Source organism: Paucilactobacillus salsurae, from assembly GCF_054784995.1.
This window is the reverse complement of record NZ_BAAHWX010000002.1, coordinates 115,229-140,860: the sequence shown is the minus strand read 5'-3', so window position 1 is coordinate 140,860 and position 25,632 is coordinate 115,229. Positions and strand designations below refer to the sequence as shown.

Annotated in this window: 24 protein-coding genes; 4 read left to right on the top strand and 20 right to left on the bottom strand. The window is 38.3% G+C overall.

The window, feature by feature from the left end:
* Positions 1-2: 2 nt before the first annotated feature.
* Positions 3-956: an alpha/beta hydrolase gene (locus ACYVQZ_RS02670; RefSeq protein ID WP_461239849.1), complete on the bottom strand. Its 954-nt coding sequence runs from the start codon at positions 954-956 to the stop codon at positions 3-5.
* Positions 957-982: 26 nt separating this feature from the next.
* On the opposite strand from ACYVQZ_RS02670, the gene ACYVQZ_RS02665 reads away from it, so the two are divergent.
* The 3 genes from ACYVQZ_RS02665 to ACYVQZ_RS02655 are packed head-to-tail and all read left to right on the top strand — an operon-like array spanning position 983 to position 3,212.
* A complete protein-coding gene (locus ACYVQZ_RS02665) occupies positions 983-1,900 on the top strand; it encodes an alpha/beta fold hydrolase (RefSeq protein ID WP_461239848.1) in 918 nt (305 codons plus the stop codon).
* A gap of 43 nt (positions 1,901-1,943) precedes the next feature.
* Positions 1,944-2,354: a helix-turn-helix domain-containing protein gene (locus ACYVQZ_RS02660; protein ID WP_461239847.1), complete on the top strand. Its 411-nt coding sequence runs from the start codon at positions 1,944-1,946 to the stop codon at positions 2,352-2,354.
* A gap of 12 nt (positions 2,355-2,366) precedes the next feature.
* Positions 2,367-3,212, top strand: coding sequence for an SAM-dependent methyltransferase (locus ACYVQZ_RS02655; protein ID WP_461239846.1), 846 nt, complete (start codon positions 2,367-2,369; stop codon positions 3,210-3,212).
* Positions 3,213-3,447: 235 nt separating this feature from the next.
* Here the strand turns inward: ACYVQZ_RS02655 and ACYVQZ_RS02650 are convergent, their stop codons facing one another.
* The 3 genes from ACYVQZ_RS02650 to ACYVQZ_RS02640 all read right to left on the bottom strand — a co-directional run bounded on the left by ACYVQZ_RS02650 (position 3,448) and on the right by ACYVQZ_RS02640 (position 4,864).
* Positions 3,448-3,903, bottom strand: coding sequence for a hypothetical protein (locus ACYVQZ_RS02650; RefSeq protein ID WP_461239845.1), 456 nt, complete (start codon positions 3,901-3,903; stop codon positions 3,448-3,450).
* Positions 3,904-3,906: 3 nt separating this feature from the next.
* On the bottom strand, positions 3,907-4,317 hold the full coding sequence (locus tag ACYVQZ_RS02645) for a hypothetical protein (protein ID WP_461239844.1): 411 nt from the start codon (positions 4,315-4,317) through the stop codon (positions 3,907-3,909).
* A gap of 97 nt (positions 4,318-4,414) precedes the next feature.
* Entirely contained in the window at positions 4,415-4,864 is a 450-nt protein-coding gene (locus tag ACYVQZ_RS02640) for a universal stress protein (RefSeq protein ID WP_461239843.1), read from the bottom strand.
* Between the two features lie 289 nt (positions 4,865-5,153).
* Between ACYVQZ_RS02640 and lplA the strand changes: the two genes are divergently transcribed.
* Positions 5,154-6,164, top strand: a complete 1,011-nt coding sequence (gene lplA / locus ACYVQZ_RS02635; protein WP_461239842.1) for a lipoate--protein ligase — start codon at positions 5,154-5,156, stop codon at positions 6,162-6,164.
* Positions 6,165-6,208: 44 nt separating this feature from the next.
* Here the strand turns inward: lplA and purD are convergent, their stop codons facing one another.
* From purD to ACYVQZ_RS02555, 16 genes are all read right to left on the bottom strand, one after another.
* A complete protein-coding gene (gene purD / locus ACYVQZ_RS02630) occupies positions 6,209-7,474 on the bottom strand; it encodes a phosphoribosylamine--glycine ligase (protein ID WP_461239841.1) in 1,266 nt (421 codons plus the stop codon).
* 21 nt (positions 7,475-7,495) lie between these two features.
* Positions 7,496-9,025, bottom strand: a complete 1,530-nt coding sequence (gene purH, locus ACYVQZ_RS02625; protein ID WP_461239840.1) for a bifunctional phosphoribosylaminoimidazolecarboxamide formyltransferase/IMP cyclohydrolase — start codon at positions 9,023-9,025, stop codon at positions 7,496-7,498.
* Between the two features lie 13 nt (positions 9,026-9,038).
* Positions 9,039-9,614, bottom strand: a complete 576-nt coding sequence (purN, locus tag ACYVQZ_RS02620; protein ID WP_461240034.1) for a phosphoribosylglycinamide formyltransferase — start codon at positions 9,612-9,614, stop codon at positions 9,039-9,041.
* A complete protein-coding gene (purM, locus tag ACYVQZ_RS02615) occupies positions 9,610-10,659 on the bottom strand; it encodes a phosphoribosylformylglycinamidine cyclo-ligase (protein WP_461239839.1) in 1,050 nt (349 codons plus the stop codon). The genes purN and purM overlap by 5 nt, the downstream gene beginning before the upstream one ends.
* A 9-nt stretch (positions 10,660-10,668) precedes the next feature.
* Positions 10,669-12,123, bottom strand: coding sequence for an amidophosphoribosyltransferase (gene purF, locus ACYVQZ_RS02610; protein WP_461239838.1), 1,455 nt, complete (start codon positions 12,121-12,123; stop codon positions 10,669-10,671).
* Complete coding sequence (gene purL, locus ACYVQZ_RS02605; protein ID WP_461239837.1) at positions 12,099-14,312, bottom strand: phosphoribosylformylglycinamidine synthase subunit PurL; 2,214 nt, start codon at positions 14,310-14,312, stop codon at positions 12,099-12,101. Before purL ends, purF begins: the two co-directional genes overlap by 25 nt.
* Before the next feature lie 27 nt (positions 14,313-14,339).
* Positions 14,340-15,011 (bottom strand): phosphoribosylformylglycinamidine synthase subunit PurQ, encoded by a 672-nt coding sequence (purQ, locus tag ACYVQZ_RS02600; RefSeq protein ID WP_461239836.1) that lies wholly within the window; start codon positions 15,009-15,011, stop codon positions 14,340-14,342.
* 3 nt (positions 15,012-15,014) lie between these two features.
* Entirely contained in the window at positions 15,015-15,278 is a 264-nt protein-coding gene (gene purS / locus ACYVQZ_RS02595) for a phosphoribosylformylglycinamidine synthase subunit PurS (protein WP_461239835.1), read from the bottom strand.
* Positions 15,265-15,999 (bottom strand): phosphoribosylaminoimidazolesuccinocarboxamide synthase, encoded by a 735-nt coding sequence (purC, locus tag ACYVQZ_RS02590; RefSeq protein WP_461239834.1) that lies wholly within the window; start codon positions 15,997-15,999, stop codon positions 15,265-15,267. The genes purS and purC overlap by 14 nt, the downstream gene beginning before the upstream one ends.
* On the bottom strand, positions 15,999-17,135 hold the full coding sequence (gene purK / locus ACYVQZ_RS02585) for a 5-(carboxyamino)imidazole ribonucleotide synthase (RefSeq protein ID WP_461239833.1): 1,137 nt from the start codon (positions 17,133-17,135) through the stop codon (positions 15,999-16,001). Before purK ends, purC begins: the two co-directional genes overlap by 1 nt.
* Complete coding sequence (purE, locus tag ACYVQZ_RS02580; protein WP_461239832.1) at positions 17,119-17,601, bottom strand: 5-(carboxyamino)imidazole ribonucleotide mutase; 483 nt, start codon at positions 17,599-17,601, stop codon at positions 17,119-17,121. Before purE ends, purK begins: the two co-directional genes overlap by 17 nt.
* Before the next feature lie 172 nt (positions 17,602-17,773).
* A complete protein-coding gene (locus tag ACYVQZ_RS02575) occupies positions 17,774-18,655 on the bottom strand; it encodes an aldose 1-epimerase family protein (protein ID WP_461239831.1) in 882 nt (293 codons plus the stop codon).
* Between the two features lie 59 nt (positions 18,656-18,714).
* Positions 18,715-20,136 (bottom strand): glucuronate isomerase, encoded by a 1,422-nt coding sequence (gene uxaC, locus ACYVQZ_RS02570; RefSeq protein ID WP_461239830.1) that lies wholly within the window; start codon positions 20,134-20,136, stop codon positions 18,715-18,717.
* Between the two features lie 73 nt (positions 20,137-20,209).
* On the bottom strand, positions 20,210-21,556 hold the full coding sequence (locus ACYVQZ_RS02565; RefSeq protein WP_461239829.1) for an MATE family efflux transporter: 1,347 nt from the start codon (positions 21,554-21,556) through the stop codon (positions 20,210-20,212).
* 53 nt (positions 21,557-21,609) lie between these two features.
* Positions 21,610-24,105, bottom strand: a complete 2,496-nt coding sequence (locus tag ACYVQZ_RS02560) for a glycoside hydrolase family 31 protein (protein WP_461239828.1) — start codon at positions 24,103-24,105, stop codon at positions 21,610-21,612.
* A gap of 39 nt (positions 24,106-24,144) precedes the next feature.
* Complete coding sequence (locus ACYVQZ_RS02555) at positions 24,145-25,581, bottom strand: MFS transporter (protein WP_461239827.1); 1,437 nt, start codon at positions 25,579-25,581, stop codon at positions 24,145-24,147.
* Positions 25,582-25,632 lie beyond the last annotated feature (51 nt).

The window sequence follows — 25,632 nt, the reverse complement described above, 5'->3', positions numbered from 1 at the left end:
TTTTACTTCACATAATGCGTGACAAATTCAGTAATATGTTTCGTATATCCTGTTGGGTTTGTTTTAAATGAATTGGCATGGCCAGCTCCCTTAACAATCCATAGCTGCTTAGGCCCCTTGGTTGCATGATAATTTTCATAGACCATTTTGGTTGGGACAAAATGATCATTACTACCATGAATAAACAGCATGGGGCGCTGATTATGTGCTAATTGTTTAGTTGAGCTTGCTTCACCAAAATAATAACCAGCACGAATTTTTGTGATAACACTGACCTCATTTACTATGGGCACTCTGATCCAGACCGGCAAATGATATAGTTGGCCGGCTTGGTAATTAATTTCTGCCTTTGCGTTGGTATAGCCGCAGTCTTCAATAAAAGCTTTAACTTGAGGTGGCAGTTTTTGGCCACTGGTCATCATTGTCGTTGCGCCACCCATACTGACACCAAACATCAAAATTTTGCTGTCTTTACCATTTGTTTGAATCACCTTATTAATCCATTTTTGGTAATCAAGACGATCCGGCCAACCATAACCAATATAATGACCGGCACTTTGACCATGACCACGTGCATCCGGCAGCAAAACATTATAGCCTAAATGATGAAATAAAAAGGCGTATTCTCCCATTTTAGCTTTACTCTGCATAAAACCATGGGCCACAATGGCTGTTTTGTTTGTTTTTTCGGCAGCAGGAATGTAATCGGCAACCAAGTTAAGATTGCCGGTCGCAGAACGCATTTGCCACTGTTTTTTATCAGTATCCAAAAACCAACGTTTTTCTTGATATAATGGATCTGTCTTTGTTAATTTGGTTGGTTTACTTAAAAAAGGTTTTTGGCTTGGAACCACCGCCACATGATAAAAATATAACCCAGCGCCAAGAAACCCGCCGAATAATAAAATTAAAATAATTATTACAAATATAATTAGCCTTTTTTTCAACTTATTCACCACTTCATATCAGATTGGGGATTGTTATGTCTAAAGATTTTTATTTTACGTCCACGAATAATACGAGCACCATTCATGCTAAAATTTGGCAACCACAGGGCCAAGCTCAGGCTGTGATTATGATTGTCCATGGCATGGCCGAACATATTGGTCGCTATGAAGAATTCGCTCAGTTTTTGACCCAACAGCATTACATCGTCGTGGGAAATGACCACCTAGGCCATGGCGACACCGATCATGGTGCTCACTTAGGTTTTTTTGGTCGTCAGCATCCCATGGCAACCCTATTAGCAGATGAACGCAACCTTTTAAAAATCGTTTCTGAACATTTTCCCAGTTTACCATATATTATCCTTGGTCACAGCATGGGGACGATGATAGTGCAAAGTTTGCTTCCCCAAATCGATCAACAGATTGCGGCTGCTATTTTAATAGGATCGAGTGCCAAACATCCCGAACTGACACCTGCTTGGCCACTCATTAGTCTGCTCAATCGTTATCGGCCGCATAAAACTGGTAAATTACTGGACTCAATGGCGTTTGGCAGTTTTTCCAAACCGTTTAATAAACATGTTAAATTCTCATGGTTAACGCATGACGCTGACATTTTAGCACAGTATACTCAGGATCCTTTATCCGGTTTTACTTTTACTAACAACGGTTTTTATACCCTATTTTCACTGACTAAAGCAGCGACCAAACCTACCTGGATCAACCATATTCGTCATGATTTACCCATTCTCATTGCCAGTGGCACACATGACCCAGTTGGTAAATTTTCACAAGGTCCAAAATATCACTTTGATTTGTTGACCAATGCGCATTTTGACCACGTTACTTTAAAACTTTTTGAAGGACTGCGTCATGAAATTTTAAATGAACGAACGCGGTCAACGGTTTATCAATTTATTGCAGATTGGTTAACACAAAATGTGGTAAAGTAGTGAGTAGGAATGTTATTAATTGTTGAGTTAGGAAGTGACCAATATGTTTCCAGAACGTTTACGTGCACTACGCCGCGGCCAAAATATTACCTTAAAAGAACTAGCGACTGCCTTAAATAAGCATCTCAGTGCCAACGAAAAACCTAACACACCGTCACAAATTGGAAATTGGGAACGGGGTATTCGCACTCCTTCATATATTGAAGCGCGCAAATTAGCTGAATATTTTAATGTTAGTCTAGATTTTTTAACGGGTAAAACTGATCAAAATGAATATGATTTGGGAAAACTGTTTCTTTCTGGCAAGGAACTTTCTTTTAACAATACGGTTTTGACTAGCCAAGACCGTTACGAAATTTTCCAACTGATTGATGGCTATTTACATGGCCGTAAACAACGGCGTGATACCCAAACATTTTATGGCACACAAGAAGAACTGGATCTCGATCTATAAAAGTGAGCGTTTATGACTCCTAAACAATTAAAAAAACTCAAAAAACAATTTCGACAATCAAAACCATCTGATTACATCACGCAGATGAACCAGTATTTAACCCTGTTTGAAAACTTTCCGTCCGTCAAATACCTGATTAACAACGTGTTAGAAAGTGATCGGCTGCTCAAAAATGGATTACTGCCGCAACCACTGCCGCAACTCATCCTACCTGATAACCTTCAAGATCAGATCTATGCCTATATTAATGAACATTATGACTTGGGCGATCCCAAGGGTGATCAATTATGGAATCAATTTGTGGACGCGCTACCAAAATTGGATCGCCTCCTCAGAAACTTTCGCGATTATTTAGAGCAAACCTACGGCATGTGGTCGTATGTTAATGCACCATTTGTCAGCGACCTATCAAAATACATTGCTGGTCGGAATACGTTAGAAGTCATGGCTGGTAATGGTTATATTTCTAGCGGATTACGTAATTTGAACCGTGGACAAACAATTTTTACAACCGACAACCAGGCTTGGCGCAGTGAAAATGCAACTGGGAACCACCCCGTAACGCAAATTGAAAAATTAGATGCACTCAGTGCCTTTGAAAAATACAAATCACAAATTGACTTCGTTATCATGTCTTGGTCACCAGATAAACTCACCATTGATTGGCAGCTACTTCAGGCCATTCGCGACAGTAAACTTGACATCACGCTCATTACAATCGGTGAACAAGATGGAGCTACTGGATCTCATGAATTTTGGTCAAATGCGCATTATATTGAGCCAGAGATGGCTGCCAAGTTAAGTACTCATCTAAAGACTTTTGATCTTATTGACGAACAAGTTTATTTAGTTAAATAAAACAAAAAGACCTTAAAACCAAAATGGTTTCAAGATCTTTTTTTGTGTATTGAAATTATCTCAGACTAGCCCCACTCCACAATGTGACTAATCAGACGCGCTACATTATCCGGTAGCATCATGCGTCCCACTTCGAAAAATGTCACTAGTCGCTTGCGCGAAACAATCAAAGATTGCCTGACTTCTCGACTCATCGCATGTAATTAACCTACCACGTTTTGTTTTGATATGCAAATTATTGACGGTTGTCATGAATTGCAATGAGTTGTGTATCGAGCCATTCCAACATCTCATCAACAGCAGTTGATTGACTCTGTGGCAACTCATCAACTGCCAGCAATTTATCGATTCTTAAACCCGACTTATTAACGTCTTCAGAGCGACAAACCATGTAGACGTTTACTGGCTGTTCATCGGTGGTGGTCACAATCTTTGAAAGCACCTTGGCATCACTCATTGGTAAATTAATAATATTAGTTTCTAAGGCGACACTAATTGCGGCACCCTTTTTCATAGTAACTTGCCATTCATAACGTGCCAGATTATCGTCCTTAGTTTGCTTTTCAATAAATGTTAATCCAGACTCAAGTGTTTTTTGGTCCACCAGATCAGATTCTTTAATCTCTTTGGTCTCATTTGCAAATTGTTCATCGCTTAAACCCGCGACCATTTTTTCAGCTGTATATTTCATTACTTACTTCTTTCTAAGTTTACTTTTTAATTTAGGACTAATGTAGTTGTTACGTTGGCGAACAGCCGCAATGATACATAAAATATTCATCACTAAGCCAATTACGCTGAGAACATCCACAATCAATTTAAAAAACGGACCCGCATTTCCATGCAAATTAATTTCGACAAATGCGGCTAATAATGCAATCGAATAAATTAAAATCACAAATAGCATCAAGTAAATCGAAAATCGTTGGTTTAACGCAATCAAAATTGCAGCAACCAAATAAAGTGCGATTGCGATGCCAACATGATCAATTACTTCCGGGCTTAGGAGCGGTGTGTGCGAATGCGAATACATCAATAGACTCACGATGCAATAAATCACGAGTGATACCGTCGCATACGTAATAACTTGGCGTGCTTGTTTCAAAATCATCTCTCCAATTAAGTTAGTAGTTTCATGATACTATGAAACCTTAGTGAACACAAAAAAGATTATACCTGACGTATAATCTTTTCAAATAACCTTATTTAATTTTGACGATTAGCACATCACACTTAGCAATGCGATTAACATAACTCGTTACAGATCCAACCATAAAACGCTCTACGGCAGATAACCCGGTCGTCCCAATAACAATTAATTGATTGTGGTGATCTTCTGGAAATTCCTTAGCAATTACCGGTTTAGGATTGCCGAAACGAACGTGAATGCTAACATCTGTCACGCCAGCATCCAGCGCAGTTTGTTTTAATTCATTTAACCGTTCTTCAATCTCCTCAACTAAACTATAAATGACATCCCCGCTAACGGCGCCCCCGTAACTGTCGCTAAATTGATTAACTTCGACAACATTTAAAATATCCAAATGTGTATGATTTTGTTTCGCAATCTGAATGGCTTTGTCAATGACCTGCGGAGTTGCTTTAGAACCATCAACCGGTACCAAAATATTTTGATATTGTTGTTCAAACATGAAAATCAACCTTCTTTCTAGACCTGTTCCATAACTTAATTATACTATTCTTCCTGCGAGATGTAATCAAAAGCGTTAATTTAATTGTGATTGGATGATCAAAAACAAAATATTTAGTCGAAAAATATGGTGATATCAAGCTTTTTATTAATGAACAATAATGCAATTTTTCACTAATAGAACTAATAATTGTAATCGCTTACACTTGGTGCTATTCTTTAGAAGGCTAGATGAATGACAGAATCAACCAAATAGTCAATTAAATGATAAACGTTAGGATGGGATAGATATGCGTTACGTTTCAATGACTTCGCACAACATTGGTGAAAATTTAGCAACAGAACAGTATTTGATGAACAACAAAAATTTTGGTGAACCGTTACTTTTATTCTATTATGAGGAACCTTGTATCATTGTGGGACGTAATCAAAATACAATGGAAGAAATCAACCAAAAATATGTCGACGATAATCACATCCGGGTCACTCGCCGATTATCTGGTGGTGGTGCGGTTTATCAAGATTTAGGTAACCTTTGCTTTAGTTTTGTGGTCGATAGCGACAGTGAAGAATTTGGTGACTTTAAATCTTTCACCCAACCAATCGTTGATGCACTTCATGAAATGGGTGCGACAACAGCTGAAGTCAGTGGCCGTAACGATATTTTAGTAGACGGTAAAAAATTCTCTGGCAACGCCATGTATACAAGAAATGGTAAAACATTCTCGCATGGAACGTTAATGCTAGATGTTGATTTAGATGTTGTGACCCACGCCTTAAATGTGCCTGAGGACAAGATCAAATCTAAAGGAATTAAATCTGTTCGCTCACGGGTAACTAACCTCAAACCTTACCTATCAAAAGAATATCAAAGTATTACGGTTCCTGAATTCCGTGATTTACTCCTTAAAAAGTTATTCCACGTTGATGACTTAGCTCAAATCAAGGATCAAGAATACATCGTGACAGCTGACGAGCAAGCTAAAATTGATGATATTTATGAACAATATTACAACAACTGGGACTGGGTTTATGGCAAATCACCTAAATTTAGTGTCAAGAAACGTCAACACTTTGATATGGGAACTGTCGATGCTCGGCTTGAAGTCGATGATGGTCAAATCAAAAACATTAAATTTTATGGCGATTTCTTTGGCCCACAAGATGTGTCCGCGTTGGAAAAACAATTAACTGGTATTAACTACGATCGTCCAAGCATCAAACAAGTTTTAGATGCTGCTGATACTGGCCAATATATCGTTGGTATTTCGACAGATGAATTAGTTGATTTACTTGCCTGACAAAATACTAAAAAGAGCTGAAACCAACGGTTTCAGCTCTTTTATTATGCTTTCATTGCTTTATTACCGATGTCGTGTCGATAGCGTAAATTGGGTAACTTTTCTGCGTCCAACCACTGATATATACTTTGTTGTGCACTAGCCACGTTTTTTCCATGGCTAACAATGTCCATAATACGCCCACCATGGCTCATTAACTGACGATTTTTATCTTCTATGACACCAGCATAATCAATGAAAAGTTGTGCTGGTTTATTTTTGATAAACGTTAACGGTGTGTCCGGGCTGGCTTGCTCAGGGTAATTTGAACCACTCAAAACCACCGTTAAATAAGTTTCGTCAATTTGCCAACTTGCTTCACAAGGTTGCTCATTGATTAAACAAGTAATTAAATCATAAAAATCTGTTTGCAATTGGGGTAATAAGACCGCAGTCTCAGGATCACCAAAACGTACGTTAAATTCAATCACTTTAGGACCTTCATTGGTTAAAATTAAACCTGCATATAAAATTCCTTGAAATGGACATCCAGACGCGTTCATAATTGCGACAATGGGTTTGATAATCTTTGACAAACAAGCGTCAGAGATGCTTTTGTCAAATTGAGGTAATGGACTGTATGCGCCCATACCACCTGTATTGGGTCCCTTATCGCCATCAAAAGCCGCTTTATGATCTTGTGATAACGGCATTGGCACGATTTGATCTCCACTCACAAATGCCATAAATGAAAATTCCTGACCATCTAAAAACTCCTCAAAAATAATTTCCGTCGTATTAAATTCATGCTCGCCTAACATTTGATGGACCGTCTGGTTGGCCACTTCTTTATCTTGTGCAATGACAACACCCTTACCAGCGGCCAACCCGTTTGCCTTAATCACCAATGGAAAAGGCCATTGATTCAACGCCTCAAGGGCAGCTGTCTCAGTTGTAAAGGCTTGATACTTGGCGGTCGGAACTTTTGCTTTAGTCATCATCTCTTTGGCAAAGTGTTTCGAGCTTTCTAATTGAGCGGCGACCTTGGTTGGTCCAAATATGGTTAGATTAGCTTGATGAAATTCATCCACAATTCCACGGTGTAACGGTACCTCGGGTCCAACAAAAGTCAGATCAATATGCTCTTTTTTGGCAAAATTAATCAATTGTGCAAATTCTAGTTCATTAATGGCGACAGTTTCAACACCAGTCAGCATCATTCCCGGGTTACCAGGGGCACAATAGACTTGCGTTACTACTGAACTTTGTTGAAATTGTGTACAAATTGCATGTTCACGTGCGCCACTACCAATTACCAATACTTTTGCCATTTATTCGTTATCCTTTCCAGATTAATGTCTGAAATGTCTGCGGCCAGAAAATACTAACGTTACTCCATATTTATTGGCGTTATCAATCGATTCTTGGTCACGAATACTGCCACCCGGTTCAACAATCGCTTTGATGCCATGTTTTGCAGCAAATTCAACACTATCACCCATTGGAAAATAAGCATCAGAAGCTAACACAGCTTGGTCGTAATTTGGCGAACTTTGTGCTTGATTAATGGCAATTTCAGCAGAACCCACCCGGTTCATTTGACCTGCGCCAATTCCTAAAGTTTGTTCATTAGTTGCAACAACAATGGCATTACTTTTAACATGTTTAGCAACAATCTGTGCAAACACTAATGCCTTTAATTCCTGTTCACTAGGTTGTCGTTTGGAGACCACCTTAAAGTCATCCTGTGTTTCAATCAAATTATCTGGTTCCTGACGCAGAACGCCACCCATAACTGAGACTGTTTCTAATTCATTTTTTTCAGCCTGTGTAAAATCGACTGTTAAAAGCCTTAAATTCTTCTTTTTGGCTAAAATATCATAGGCCGCATCATCAAAGCTCGGTGCGATAATAATTTCCAAAAATAAATGGTGCATTTTTTCCGCGGTGGCCAAATCAACATTCCGATTTAAAACGATAATGCCGCCAAAAATTGAAGTTGAATCAGCTTCATAAGCGCGATCCCATGCTTGTTCAATTGTATCTGCAATACCAATACCACATGGATTCATATGTTTAACTGCCACGACTGCTGGTTGATCAAACTCGGCGCTCATTTTCAAACCTGCATCGGCATCTTTAATGTTGTTATATGACAGCTCTTTACCATGTAATTGTTGCGCACTGGCAATAGAAAAAGCTGTAGGTATCACATCAGCGTAAAAAGCAGCTTGTTGATGGCTATTTTCCCCATAGCGCAGCGCTTGTTTTTTGGTATATGTCAATGTCAGACTATTTGGAAATTCATCATCATTATTTAAATACTGGGCAATTAGTGCATCGTAAGCGGCTGTGTGTTGAAATACTTTTAGGGCTAACTGACGCCGGTAAGCCGCGTCATCTGTGCCCTCCTTTATTGCTGTGACAACACTTTCATAATCATTAGGATCCACCACACTCAAAACATCGGCAAAATTTTTAGCGGCTGCTCTTAACATACTAGGACCACCAATATCAATTTGTTCGATAGCCTGTGTTTCGGTAACATCAGGCTTTTCAATTGTTTCTTTAAAAGGATATAAATTAACTGCGACCAGATCAATCGTATCAATTTTGTGCTGTTCAAGTGCTTGCATATGCACGGCATTATTACGTTTAGCTAGTAGTCCAGCATGAATTGCTGGATGTAATGTTTTGACGCGCCCATCGAGCATTTCAGGAAAATGAGTCACATCTTCAACTGCTTGAACGGTCACTTGCGCATCTTCCAGTACTCTTTTCGTGCCTCCAGTTGAAAGAATTCGAAATCCTTGTGCACTTAATTTTTGTGCAAATTCAACAATGCCTGTCTTATCAGAAACACTTAATAACGCCGTTTTCATTACTGTCTTCCTCCTAAATTAATCCCTTTTGTCTTAACACCTGACAGATACTCTCAAAATAAAGCTCATGTTCAACTTGATGAATCTTACTCTCTACCGTTTCAATCTGTTCGTTTTCACCAATTGGCACTGCTTGTTGCGCAATAATTTGACCACTATCAATGCCTTCATCGACATAATGAACCGTCACGCCAGTAACCTTCACACCGGCAGTAAAAGCATCTTTAATGCCATGACGACCGGGAAAAGCTGGCAACAATGCTGGATGAATATTTAAAATTGACTGTGGGTATTCAGCGAGTAAAACACTCGTTAAAATCCGCATATAACCAGCAAGAACAATCAAATCAATCGATTGTTTCTTCAAATAGTCTAAAATTGCCTGTTCATATGCATGCTTATTGTCGAATTCATTTAATTGATGCGTCCAAACTGGCACATCGTCAAGTTGCGCTTTTTGCACAACTTGGGCGTTAGGGTGATCGCAAATTAGACAACTAATTTCGATTGGCAGCGTTGACTGTTTCAAATGTGCTACCAATGCTTCAAAATTGGTGCCAGTTCCAGAGGCAAATACTGCAATTTTAATCATCTTGAGCCTCCACAAATTCAATTGGGTTTTCATCATCGGCCTTTTTTTGAACCTCACCTAGCCGATAAAATGGTTGATTCAAATCACCTAAAATCGTTTGAACATTTGCTAATTGTTGCTCGCGAACAATTAGCACCATCCCGATGCCCATATTAAAGGTCTGATAACACTCTTTTTGACTTAAATTGCCTAGTTTTTGCAAAAATGTAAAAATAGCAGGTTTCTTCCATGAACCCAATTTAATTTGTGCTTTTAAATTAGTTGGTAACATCCGCGGTAAATTTTCTATTAACCCGCCACCAGTAATATGAGCAGCACCAGCTAATAAATTTTGTTCTAATAACGGTCGCATACTAGCCGTGTAAATTTTAGTTGGCTCCAACAATTCTTGAATTAATGGTCGTTCAAACTCAGGTAAAACGTCGCTAAACTGAAAATCTTGATCTTCAAATAACAATTTTCGAACTAACGAAAATCCATTGCTATGCAGTCCACTACTTGGTAGTCCAATCAGTTGGTCATGTTCGTGTACATTCTGAGCCGACAGTAGCGCACTTTTTTTAGCCAAGCCAACTGCAAAACCAGCTAAATCAAAATGATGAGGTTGGTAAACGCCAGGCATTTCAGCTGTTTCCCCACCAAGTAAAGTCAGTTGATTATTCTGACACGCAGTCAAAATACCATCTAAAATTTGGGCAATTTGTTGTTTCTCTACATGGGCCAATGCTAAATAATCTAAGAAAAAAAGAGGCATGGCACCTTGTGCTAACAGATCATTAACACACATTGCCACTAAATCTTGACCAATGGTCGTCACCTGATTTGCTTGCGCAGCCAATAATACTTTGGTGCCCACACCATCGCTACCCGCCACCAACACTGGTGATTCCAATTGTTGCTGATCTAATTCGTAACAACCAGCAAAACTACCTAAATGACCGAGGACGTGACTGTCTTTGGCAGTCATTTTATTTTTTAATTCATTAACGACTTCATTACCGGCTTCAATATCAACGCCGGCTTTTTGGTAGGCATCCTTCATCTTACCCTCCTATTTTTGGGCGCTTAACGTGTTATCGTTAGCAGTTTTTGGAATCTCAAAACTTTCTTCATAGTCATAAAGTGGTGTCGGATAGTCACCGTTAAAATAAGCAACACACAGGCCATCATTTTCAACGGATTGGTTCAAGCCAATGGCCTTAATCAACCCTGGTAAACTTAAAAAGCTAAGTGAATCCGCACCAATTTGTTCTCGCATTTGTGCCACTGTATAATTGGCGGCCATTAATTCTCTGGTGTGTTCAATATCGATACCATAAAAACACGGATATTTCAGTGGTGGTGAGCTGATTAACAAATGGACACTCTTGGCACCAGCAGCTTTCAACATTTTGACAATGTATTGACTGGTTGTTCCTCGCACAATCGAGTCGTCTACCAATGCCACTTTTTTTCCTGCCACTACTGCTTTAACAGCTGACAATTTCATTTTGACGCCTAATTCACGTAACTCCTGAGTTGGTTGGATAAAGGTTCTGGTGCTGTATTGATTTTTCATCAACCCCATTTCATCAGGAATACCAAGTTGCATTGCAACTCCTGAAGCAGCTGATAATGAGGAATTCGGCACGCCGACCACAATATCAGCATCAACTGGATTTTCACGCGCTAACTGCATCCCCATTCGCTGACGTGCCAAATGAACATTAACACCATAGATGTTCGAATCTGGGCGAGCAAAGTAAATGTACTCCATTGAACAAATTGATAATTTGGTATCAGTTGTAAAATGATCAATTTGATAGCCATCATCGTCTATTTTTAACAGTTCACCAGGATGAATATCCACAATAAACTGAGCCCCAACGACGTCTAATGCGCATGTTTCACTGGCGACAATATAAGCACCATTTTCTAATTGCCCTAAAACTAGTGGTCGAAATCCATTAGGATCTGAAGCAGCATATAAGCCGTCCTTTGTTAAAATTAGATATGCAAATCCGCCACGTAATTGGCGTAAACTCGCTTTTAAGCGTTCGACAAATGAAGCTTGGGTTTGCCGTTGAATCAAATGCATCAATACTTCAGTATCTGAATTTGACTGAAAAATGGCACCTTGTTGTTCTAATTCACGGCGTAAACTCACCGCATTAGTCAGATTCCCATTGTGCGCCAGTGCCACATCTTCATCTAAATAATGAAAAACCAGCGGTTGAATATTTTCAATCCCATGACTCCCAGCAGTGCCATAACGAACATGGCCAATCGCGGCATTACCTTTAAGTTGTTCTAAGGTTTCTGGTCGATTAAAGACATCTGCCAATAACCCCAGACCCTTATGCACATCTAAACGTTGCCGAGAGTTACAAACAGCAATACCAGCACCTTCTTGACCGCGATGTTGCAGACTGTGCAACCCAAAATACGTTAATTGTGCTGCCTGGCTTTCATGACAAACACCAAACAACCCACATTCTTCGTTTAGACTTTTGATTTCAGTTGCCAAGAAAATGCCTCCTTCCACACCTGTTTTGCTTCGTTCACTGGAACCGTAATTGTTTGATCGGCAGTTTGCATGCTAAGTCCTTCACCACCAACAGTTCCAATTTGAAGTCCTTGATTGTTCAACAATTGTTCCACTTGATCCTTATCTTGTGGTGCGACACTGATGATGAAACGGGATTGGTCTTCACTAAATAATTGAGCAGTTGACAAATCAACTTGAACATCGATCCCTAATTCATTATCAAAACAACATTTTGCTAATCCGACTGCTAGGCCGCCTTCAGACAAATCATGTGCACTATTGACTAATCCTTGCTGAATTAATTTTTGTATTAACTGTTGATTGGCAACTTCTTGTGTTAAATCAAAATCAAACAAACGGCCACTGATGTTGCCTTGTTGCATTTTTTGAATTTCCGATCCATTAAATGCGTGTTTGGTTTTGCCAACTAAGTAGATCAAATCTCCTGCATGTTTAAATGCCTGTGTAGTAATCCATTGCGTGTGTTCAATCAAGCCGACCATGCCAACCATTGGTGTGGGATAAATCGCTTCATGATTTGACTCGTTATATAACGAAACGTTGCCGGAAATGACGGGAGTTTCAAACGCTTCACATGCTTTCGCCATTCCTTTAGTAGCTTGTTGTAATTCGTAATAAACTTCTGGATCCTCTGGGCTACCAAAATTTAAACAATCAGTGATTCCTAATGGTTGCCCACCTGCAGCGGTGATGTTTCTGGCCGCTTCACTGACGGCAATCTGACCACCAAGATAAGGATCTAAATATAAATATCTTGGATTGGCATCAGTCACCATCGCCAACGCTTTATTCGTGCCTCGTAGGCGAATCACCGCAGCATCAGAACCTGGATTGACCACTGTGTTGGTCTGGACTTGTGAATCGTAGCGGCGGTAAATGTCGTGCTTACTGGCAATCGTCGGTTGTTGTAATAGTTGTAGTAGCGTTGCTGCGCCATCAGCAATAATTGGTTCATATTGTTGATGGTCTTGCTTTAACCGTTCAGGTTGTTTGCTTTGTTGATAATAAACGGGTGCGTCATCCACTAGCGCGTGAACAGGAACATCAGCAACCATCTGATTCTTGAAAAACAGCTGATACTGTAAGTCCTCAGTCACATGACCAATTTGTACTGCCTGACTGTCATACTTAGCAAACAAGTCTTCTACTTCTTGACCATGACCTTCTTTAATACAAATTAGCATGCGCTCTTGCGACTCTGATAACATTAATTCATAGGGAATCATATCTTGTTCGCGTTGTGGCACGAGATCTAAATTCAACTGCATACCATAATTAGCCTTCGCACCCATTTCGGCTGAAGACGATACCAGGCCTGCAGCACCCATATCCTGAATACCAACCAAAATATCAGCATGCTCATGAATTAATTCTAGGCAAGCTTCCATCACTTGTTTTTCTGCAAATGGATCACCAACTTGGACAGCTGAACGTTGTGTTTCATGTTCATCGTCAAACTGGGCAGAGGCGAAAATTGCACCCTGGATACCATCACGACCCGTTTTGGCACCGACATAATAAATGAGGTTGCCATCTCCGGCAGCTGCACCTTTTTGTTGATCATTTTTATCTAATAACCCAACACACATTGCATTCATTACTGGGTTATTTTCAAAGACGGCATCAAAGGTCGTTTCGCCACCCACAGTTGGAATCCCCATGCAGTTACCATAATCACCAATTCCAGCCACCGTTTGATCAACTAAATACTGCGTATGGGCATTGGTTAATTCACCAAAATGCAAACTATCTAACATCGCAATTGGTTTGGCGCCCATTGAAAAAATGTCTCTGACAATTCCACCGACTCCAGTTGCCGCACCTTGATAAGGTTCGACAGCCGTCGGATGATTGTGACTTTCAGCCTTAAATACAACTGCCTGTCCATCACCAATATCGATAATGCCGGCACCTTCACCTGGGCCTTGTAGAATGTGTTTCCCTGTTGTTGGGAACTGTTTTAGCAAAGGCTTTGAATTTTTATAGCAACAATGTTCACTCCACATTGCTGCAAAGAGACCTGTTTCAGTAAAGTTGGGTAGACGGCCCAAAATAGTTTGCACTTTTTCATATTCACTTTCACTAAGTCCCCATTGTTGATAGAGCTGTTGTGCTTTAATTTCAGTTGGTGATAATTCCGTCATCATATGCCTTGGCCACTCCTTTATGGGTTCTTAGTTAGCAACTACTTGATCAACTAAACTTTGAAATAACTTTAATCCATCCGCACCACCAAGTAACGCATCGCTGGCACGTTCAGGATGAGGCATCATCCCCAACACATTGCCACGCTGGTTGATAATACCTGCAATGTCTTCAACACTGCCATTCGGATTATTTTGATACGTAAACACAATTTGATGATTAGCTTTTAAAGTAGCAAGTGTTTGTTCATCACAGTAATAGTTGCCTTCACCATGAGCCACTGGAAACATGACACGCTCACCTGCCTCAAACTGGTTCGTAAACAATGTTTGACTGTTTTCAACACTTAAATATTCAGGCTCACAAATGAATTCCAAATTATCATTTTGCCGTAAAGCGCCAGGTAATAACCCCGCTTCAGTTAAAATTTGAAAGCCATTGCAAATACCAATTACCGGTTGACCGCTTTGTGCGTAATCACTCACTGCCGTCATAATAGGTGCAAAACGAGCGATTGCCCCACTTCTTAAGTAATCCCCATATGAAAATCCACCTGGAATGAGCACCGCCCCAGTATCGTTTGGTAATTTTGTCTGGCGGTAATCAATAAACTCGGGTTGAACATTCATCTGATCTCGCAAAACGTAGTACAAGTCCCAGTCACAATTTGATCCGGGAAATCTGATGATGGCGTATTTCATTAATTAATCCTCCACTTTTGCGGCGATGGGTTCAATTTCATACCGGAAACTTTCCATGTTGATATTAGCCAATAATTCACGACACATTTGATCAACTTGTTGTTCAATTGGTTGTTGCGTAGCCGTTAATGTTAATTCAAAGTATTTGCCGACCGTTACTTTTTGGACATTTTGATAATCTAATCGATGTAACGCCGTTTTGATCGCCTCTCCTTGAGGATCTAAAATTGATTCTTTATAGGTAATGTAGACTTTAACGTGATACATGTGCTTCCTCCTGTGATTTCAGTAAACGGTCCAACACTTCATGGTAGACAGTGACTAAGTCACCGGTTTTCTTGCGAAAAACATCTTTATCAAACGATTCTCTTGTCTCTAAATCTACTAAACGACAAGAATCTGGGGAAATTTCATCTGCCAAAATAATTTTGCCTTGAGCTGTTTTACCAAATTCAACTTTGAAATCCACTAACTCTAAGTGAGCCTGTGCAAAGCGCGCTTTTAAAATATCATTAATTTGTAAGGCCAGTTTTTGTAATTGTTCACTTTCACCGGGTTGAATCACCTTTAAGGCCAAGGCTTGGCTTGTATTAATGGCCGGGTCATCTAGTTCATCTGACTTAAAAAAATATTCCACTACCGGATGATCGAATTTTTGTAAATACGGCACGGCAAACTTTCTTTGAAAACTGCCTGATGCGGCATTACGCACGACCACTTCGAGTGGAATAATGTCAACTTCTTGATTTAGTTGTTCGTTGTCTGATAATTTTTGAATAAAATCAGTTTCAATCCCTTGTTGACCCAGTAGTTCAAATAACAAGCAATCAATTTGATTATTTAAAACACCTTTGCCCGAAATATGATCTTTCCGCTTGCCATTCAGGGCAGTCGCCTGATCCATATATTCAACCCAAACAACGCCTGGTTCATCAGTATTAAACAAGCGCTTTGCTTTACCTTCTTTAATGAGTGTTGTTTTTTTCATTATTGCTCTGCCTCCCAGATATTTTTTGCTTTAATTTCTGCTAATGATTGTTCGATGTTGCCTAGTATGGTAATGTGTCCCATTTTTCGATTAAGACGCGACTCTGCTTTACCATAATCATGGAAATGCCATGTTGGTTGATCGATTAATACTTGTTTAGCCGGTTGTAAATGTTGTCCTAATAAATTAACCATCACTGCTGGCATAACCTGCGTAATTTCAGGAATGGCTAACCCACAGATACTGCGAATATGCGCCTCAAATTGTGAGATATTACAAGCTTCAATTGAATAATGACCGGAATTGTGCGGCCGTGGTGCCAGCTCGTTGACCAACAATGAACCATCGGCCAACATAAAATATTCAATCCCCAACACACCGCGTAACTTTAATCCTGTGGCTATGCGAAATGCTAACTGCTGGGCTTTTTCTTGAATTGCTGATTCCACTCGTGCAGGAACAATGCTTTTATGGAGAATATGGTGATAATGAACGTTTTCTGCAACTGGAAATGTTTTAACGTCCCCACTCGCACTGCGCGTCACCATCACTGAAAGTTCTTTAGCAAATGGTTGGCGTTTTTCTAAAATACACGTGTCTCGTTGGAGCAATTCTTTAGCTTTAGGTACGTCTGTTGATGAACTAATATCTTGTTGGCCATGACCGTCATAACCGCCATCAGCGGTTTTTAAAATACAAGGGTAATTTAACTTTGCGAGTGCTTCACCAAGTTCTTCTCCATTTGTGACACGCATGAATGGCGTTACAGGAATCTGATGATCATTTAAAAAATTTTTTTCGTTGAGTCGATTGCCGGTAATGGTTAAAAGATCGGTGCCTTGCGGCAATGCAGTTAATTTCTGTGCCGCCTGTAAAGTGTTAACATCAACATTTTCAAATTCATAGGTTAAAACATCACTTTTGGTCGCTAGATCCAGCAATGCTTGTCGATCGGTATATTCAGCGGTAATTTGAAAATCTGCCACCTGACCAGCAGGACACGCTGGCGTGGGGTCCAACACCCCAACTTTATAGCCCATTGACTTTGCGGACAATGCCAGCATTTGGCCTAACTGTCCACCACCTACAATCCCAATTGTTTTTGGTGGTAATAATGGTTCAGAACTGGCTTTCACTGTCGATTGCCTCCTGCGTTTGTGTCTGTCGAAAAGCTGTCAAACTTTGAGCAATTGCCGGTTGAGTTACCGCTAATATTTCTGCTGCTAGTAATGCGGCATTTTTAGCACCTGCCGATCCAATTGCCGTTGTCGCCACTGGAACTCCACTTGGCATTTGAACAATCGATAATAATGAATCTAATCCATGAAGAGCATGACTTTCGATTGGCACACCAATCACTGGTAAAATCGTATTGGCCGCTAACATGCCTGCTAAATGTGCTGCACCACCAGCACCCGCAATGATCACTGTATAATCATTATTTTTCGCCTGCTGCCCAAATTCCTGCAGCTGAGTTGGCATTCTGTGTGCTGAAACAATATGCCGATCATATTTCACTCCCAGTTGCTGTAACAGATCAGCCGTCAACTTCATCGTTGGCCAATCCGAGATAGAGCCCATGACTACCGCTACTTTTCCCATAATCGACTCCTTCGTGTTTTATAGATTTCACGATCAGTGTAACAAGTTAAATCAAAATAATCAATAGTAATTACGAATTTAATTGAATAATTATTTTTTAATGTTCGTGTTTTACCAAGACAAAAAAAGAAAGTAGCTGCCTACTTTCTTTTTTTATGAACTACCTTGTAATTTACTTTAAATTAATTTCATAATGATATTTTGCATTTTCGCCTCCATGCAAAATTTTATTACCTTCTTTTGTTAGTAAATCGCTTTCTTGGCCACTAATATCCGGTAATCCTTGAAAGGGCTCAATGCATAAAAATGGTGCATTAGCACCTTCTTTTGTCCACAAACATACGTAACGAAAATCGTTTAGTGTAACATCAATTGAATGCTCTGTTTTTGGTGAACTCACTTTAATCGCTGAAATACCATCATTTTCAATAATGATTAAACCATCCTCAAACATTTCGTGATTTAATTGAATTTTTCCATGATCTTGTGGCTTGATCTCTACAACTTTTCCGGTACGATATGGATTTGGCGTTTTTACAATTTCAAACTTTTTTAAATCCAGCTTTTCTGGTACAAAGCTTATAAGATAATCATCAAAAGTACCTTCATCATTAATAGGGATATTAAATGCTGGATGTGATCCAATTGAATAACTAAGAGTTTTTTTATCGCGATTCATAACTATGAATTCAATAGTTACACCATCTTCTGTTAATTGAAATGTAACATTCAATTCAAATTCAAATGGATAATATTTTTTGGTAGTATCATTTGCAATTAATTCTAAACTTAATTTAGCTCCAGTATTTTCTTTTACTATGAAAGATTGGTCTGCAGCAAACCCATGCTGTGGCATCTCATATTCTTTGCCTTCAATTTGGTACGAATCATTCGCTGATCTGCCAATTGCCGGAAACAAAACCGGCGCATGTTTGGGCCATAGACTACCATTCCAAATATAATCAAAATTTCCTTTTTTATTAATGAGATGTGTCAATTCGGCACCTTTTTCATTAATTTCAGCTTTAAATTTTTCATTTTCGATTGTTTGCATGATATTCTCCTCGTAATGAACCTTACAAATCTTGTCAATTAAACATTTTGCGTTTATTTTTAGTTAAAAAAGCCGAAATAATCATGTGCATTATTATATGAAATATCTTCCACAATTTGGCCCAAATATTGTTCGTCATCTGGAACTTGTCCTTGTTTTGCTAATTGCCCAATATAATCACAAAGAACTCGGCGGAAATATTCATGTCGTGGATATGACAGAAAGCTTCTTGAATCAGTCAACATCCCAACAAAATTAGCAAGTAAACTTTGTTGAGCCATAATCCTTAACTGGTCTTGCATGCCTTCACGAGTGTCATTAAACCACCATGCACAGCCAAGTTGCATTTTTTGAACTGTGTCATCACCGTAAAAATCACCCATTCCAGTTGCTAACTGTAACCAATCATTTGGATTCAACGAATATAAAATTGTTTTTGGAATGCTGTTTTCTGTTTGCATATCAATTAGCAAATTCATGATTTGCTCTGCCATATCCGGTTGCGTACCCATTGAATCGAATCCTGCATCAGCCCCAATTTTTTTAAACATTGGTTTATTAGCATTTCTAATTGCATTAACATGATACTGCATGGTCCAACCAAATTTTTTGTTCAAACGCATTAATTCTTCTATTAATGCAGTTGCATATGCATCAACTTCGTTTTGCGTTAACTGTTCATTATTTCGGCCTTTATTAAAGATATCATTCACGTCTTTTGCTGAAGCTTTGACAAAATGAAAGGTATTTAATCCGTGATCAGATAAATGACCACCCAGACTGTTGAAAAATTCAAAACGTTGTTCAAAAGCTCGAATAAATGATTCAAAATTGGTTATTTCAATGCCTGAAACCGAAGAAAATTCATCTAAATATTCTGCAAAGGTGTTTGCTGAAATATTAAAAGCTTTATCGGGTCTCATTGCTGGTAATACCTTAAACCCATTCTCATGTTCTTCTTTTTTGAGAAGTACATGATATTTCAGATCCGACGCTGGATCATCTGTTGTGCACACAACTTGAACATTTGAATTTTTGATCAAATTACGGGGTTTAAAATCATCCGTTGCCAACATACTATTAGCCTTATCCCAAACCTGTTTAACATTTTTTGAGGTAAAGGGTTCTGTAATGCCAAAAAAGCGTTGTAATTCCAAGTGCGTCCATTCAAACAACGGATTTCCAATTGCCTTTTCAATTGTTTTGGCCCATTCGACCAACTTTTGATACTCATCGCCATCACCAGTGATATATTCTTCTGGTACGCCATTTGCACGCATAAGTCTCCATTTGTAATGGTCACCAAAACTGCCATCATTAATCCAAATTCTAGTTAAATTAGGATAATTTTTGTTTTCATATATTTCCTGAGGATTCAAATGACAGTGAAAATCAATAATCGGCATTTTAGAAGCGTGATCATGAAAAAGTTTTTTACCCATTTCATTTGTCAACAAAAAATCTTTATCCAATAAAGCCATGACTAAAACCTCTTTCCAATTTTTATAATTCTTCTGCAAAATTTTCATAATGCTCTAATAATTTCGTTGCTGCTTAAATTTGTTTTTCATTCGTAAGATGTTTCAATAACATAAATACTATGATGATACAGTAGATTAAAGAAATGCCCCAAGCAATTTGGTTAGAATAGCAGATTGCCGTATACCCCAACGCCGCCATTGACAATACGGCGCCTATTGAGCGACCAATTAGCTCTCCAACACCCGAAAGAACTGCATAAAAACTGTGCCCCAAGCCTTGAATTGTATTCCTAAAAATCATCAACAATCCGTGTAAAACAAAAAATAAACTGATTGAAATTAAATATTGATTAGCCTTGTCGTATACACCGCCACTTGTTGTACCAAGGACAACTGAAATCAGCGGCTGCTTAAATGCCATCACAACTAATAAGGCAACGACGGAATAGCAGATTTGTATTAACGAACCTTGCCAAACTCCTTTTTTTACACGGTCAATTTTATTTGCCCCATAATTTTGAGCCATAAACGTAGCAATACCCATCCCGACACTTTCCATTGGCAATGTAAATAATTGCCGAATTTTATCGCCAGCAGATTGAGCCGCAATAGATGCAGTACCTAACAAATTAATCGCATCTTGCATGATGATAGCCCCAATTGCAGATACCGAATATTCGAACCCCATCGGAAATCCAATTAAACAAATTTTTTTTAAGTGTCGTGAACTAAACTTAAAATTGTAAGACTTCACAAAGTCAAATCGTTTGTTAAAGTAAAACCAGGCGACATTTAAAAATCCGCTAAAAAACTCACTAATTACTGTTGCAATTGCAATTCCAGCAATACCCATATGGAAAATTGTCACGAAGATCAATGCTAATAAAATATTTAATAGCAACGACACTAACAAGAAATAGAACGGGTGAACCGAATCACCAAACGATCTTAAAACGTTACTTGAGTAGTTAAAGAGAATATTTGCGGGAATGCCGACAAAAGAAATTGTTGTGAATGTGGTAGCTAAATTCATAATGTTTTGTGGCGTATTTAAACTCGTCAAAATATAAGGGGTTAACCAAATCATAATCGGTGTGAGGACAACCGCCATAATGACACAAATCAATATGCCGTGAAATAAGAATTGTTTCTCCAGTTCTTCGTCTTTAGCACCAACACTTTGAGCTAATGGAATACTAAATCCCACGCAGCTTCCTTGCACAAAACCAAGAATCAAAAAGCTAAGTGGATAATATGCTCCAACTGCAGCTAATGCTTCAACCCCAATTAACCGACCAACAATAATCGTATCTATAAAATTATATAATTGTTGAAATAAAGATCCGCCAACCAATGGAATTGAAAAAACAATAATTTTAAAAAAAGGTGTCCCTGTTGTTAAATCAATATTATGCTTCACAATCCCACCAACTCATTCTTTTTTGTAAAAGCTATTCTCGCCATTTTCAATCCTTAAATTGAAATAAGATCTTTAACATTAAAATTGATGATCACTTTGTATTTATCCCATTTTTTATTATTGAATCGGATTTCAACTTGTCGAGTTTCACCATTGAAATACCAACCTTCTTCTGTATTAATAAACTTGTCATAATTTAAAAACTGTTGTATCTCATTTTCGTTCAAGAAAATATTAAATGGTGCAACTTTTGGGCAAATTACTGATAATACCATTTTTTCAACTTGTGACTCATAATTTCCTTTGTTAATCACATTTATTGAAACTGAATCATTTTCTTGCTCAACAGAAAACTGTGTAGTTAAAAATTCACCATTTTGATAATTATTTGTTTTACCGTCATCTTCATAAACAGTAAATTCAATTTGTTGACTAGGTTCGATCAGCATATTTAATTGTTTTATAACATCATTATGCAAGTTATGAATGTTCGGGCTCATGGCGATAATACTTCCTGTTTTAAGAAACATTGGTATTGAAGAAAGATCGACAGGTATTCGAATCGTCTGTCCACCCTCATAGTATTTTGATGTTTTAATATCATACCAAGAAGCTCCAGCAGGAAGATAGATATCCTTCACTGTCTGACCTTTGTCTAAAATATTTGCCACCAACAGTGAAGATCCAAGCATAAATTCAAAACTTTCCTCTAACACTTTTGGATCATCCTGAAATTCATATACTAATGGCCTCATAATGGGTGATCCTTTTGTAGACGCCTCAAACAGTAAAGAGTAAAAATAGGGTATTAGTTTATATCTCAATTTAATTGCTTCACGAATGTATTTTGTATAATCAGGATACATCCAAGGTTCTGTTACTGTGTTATCAGTATTTGAAGAATGAATTGTAAATCGAGGTTGAAAAATACCATTTTGCACCCATCTGACAAATAGTTCTGGTTCAGGTGCTGGACCATCAAAACCACCGATATCACAGCCTTGATTGGCGACCCCTGAAAGTCCCATTCCTAAAATCGTCGGAACATTATATTTAACATTTGTCCAACTGGTACCATTATCTCCTGCCCATGTTTGGGCATATCTTTGGACACCTGCAAACCCAGCTCGATTAGTTAAATACGGCCGAACATTTGGATCATACTCATGAATGGCGTCTTTAGCTGTTTTGGCCATAATCGTAGACATGATGGGCTTAACAGCACCAATTTTTTGATGTAAACCCTCAGTATCTGTAAGTGCATCATTGTCGTTAATTTCATATTCATTATTATCATTCCAAATTGAGGTTATTCCGATTGATAGTAGTGACTCAGTCATATGCTTTGCCCATTGTTTTCGACCATTTTCATTTGTAAAATCTATGAAATGCGCTGGTCCGCCCCAAAATTGATCAACCTGAGCTCCTTTTCCATCACTCGTTTTTACAAAAGCATCATTTTTCTCAAAATCCTCTGTCAAAAAATGAGTGTTCAGAATACCTGGTTTAATATTTGGAGATAACAATACTCCACGTTTATTCAATTCCTCAACAAATTTTTGAGGGTTTGGAAAACGTTTTTTATTCCAATTGAAGACATAACGTTTACCATCTTGCCCGCTTGTATACCCAGATGATAGAAAAAAGCCATCACAAGGAATGTCATATTTTTTACACGTGTCTATAAAGTCCAGAATAGCATCATCTGCATGTTCATCTAATTCGGTGTAATACATAGTGGATCCCATATAACCTAGAGATGCTAATGGTGTCATCACACTCTTACCGGTTAGATCTGTATAATGTTCAACAACGTCTTTAATTTTTGGCCCGCCAATGAAAAAGACATCTAAATCTCCACCATCACACTGAAAATAACTATAGCGAAGCCAATAATTGCTATGCTCACTATCCATGTCAAATACTGAATCATACATATTATTGTAAAATAACCCACTGGCAACGTTGTTATTTTGATTGTAATCAATGTAAAACGGAATCATTTTGTATAAAGGATCAGATTTTTCAGCATTCCAACCTAATGAATCAGTATTATGCATACGCATGCGGCGTTTGAATTTGTTCAATGGACCCGACTTCTCACCAAATCCATAAAAATAATGATTATCTCCCATTGTTGAATAGTGATAAGAGCGCCCTAGTTCATCTTGTGCGAATGCACGTTTTGCCAAATCTTGATGAACAATATTACCCTCTAAATCTGTAATTTCAAACATAAATGGATCTTCATAAATATTTAAAATATATTTCCCCGTTGAAACCGAATAGCCAAACTCAGTTTTATTGAGTGTAGGCTTAATTGCCTTTACATGCGTTCTTTCCTCGCCAATTAACTCATCAGTTTGGTCTTCCCAAGCCGTTTTAGTTAACGCATATGAAGATTCCGGTGAGAATTCATCAGCAAAAGTTCCCCTCATTCGAATAATATTTGAATCTAGCAAATAAACTCTAAATTCAGCCCCATTTGTTTCAATTTCAATAAAATCGTCGTTACTATCAATTTGCAATAATTTTGTACTTAATTTCATCGAATTACCAACTTTCTTTAGCGCCCATTATTAAGAAATTTATTCTTGATTTGAGTCTTCAGCGGCTTCTTCTTCGGCATTTTCATTGTGTAGTTTAGTTAACTTAGCGGCATTTTCATTAACTTTTTTACGACTTAATGGGTAGAAAAACAGCAATAACAGTGCTGCGGCGGCTAAACAGAATGTAGGAACCCCAGTTGCTAATAAATAAATTTTATCTACTACGGCTGTTGTTTGAGCTGCACCACCACCCGTAGATGATTGATAGCCAATAAATGTCAACATGAAACCACCAAATCCACCAGCAATGGCTTGGGCAACTTTACGGGCAAAAGAATTAACGCCATACACGATACCATCTTCTCGAACTCCCGTAATCACTTCATGATTATCAATCACATCTGTGATAAATGCCCAAACCATCAAGTTAAACATTCCTGCACCTAGTGAACCAAAGAACAGCATTACTAGATAAAAACCAGAACTATGCGTGTGAATTATCATTAATGCACCGTAAATTGCTGCACCAATTAATAATGCGACAATTGAAGTTTCTTTACGGCCAAAGCGGCGAGTTAAATAATTACTGAAAGGTGCAAGTAGGATTACTGTCGCAAAGTTGAAGATCAAGGCAATCGCCATGGCTGTTTTATTTGCAAAATAGTCGTTAAATAAGTATGAAATTAACGTTCCCGACAAATTTTGATTGATAACAATAACAATATCAACTAAAACCAGAATCAGTAAGGCACGGTTTTCAAACAATCCTTTAACAACTCGTCCAAGCGGAACTGGTTCACTTTTTTCGGTTCTAACACGTTCAGTAGTCAAATGAGTTGTTAGTTGATAGGAAATCCATCCAATGATTGCACAAACTACAACAACCCAGAAAAAACGACTTCCCGAGATTTTTTGTGTTGCACCAATGTAGATAAACATTGGAATAATATAACTAGTAATCGCACTTCCCAGCGCAGATCCTAAAGCTCTAAACGTTGATAGAGATGTCTTATCATTTGGGTCTGAACTAATTGCTGAGGCCATTGAACCATAAGGGATATTAACTGCAGAATAAAAAATTCCCCAGGCGAGATAGGTTGCAAAAACCCAAACTAATCGGAATGGTAACGACCATGTTGCAACAATTGGTACAAATAATAATACCAGTGAAATCAGCAAGGGATATCTCATTCGATTAATCCAAGGCTTAAATCGTCCAATTTTGTGTAATTTACTATTATCTACAAGTCGTCCAACTGTTATATCAGCAAAAGCATCAACAAATCGGGCAATTAGAAATAGAATTCCGACTTGAGCTCCTGTTAGGCCCAACACATTTGTATAAAAAATCATTAAAAACGAATTTACAACATTGAAAGAAAAGTTATTTCCAATATCTCCAAACATGTAACCTAATTTATCTTTTATGCCAAATGGTGCAGCTTTAACAGTGACTGTCTTTTGTAACTTATCCATGTTCTCACTCCTATAAACTATAAATTGATTTCCAATAAAATGAATAAATAT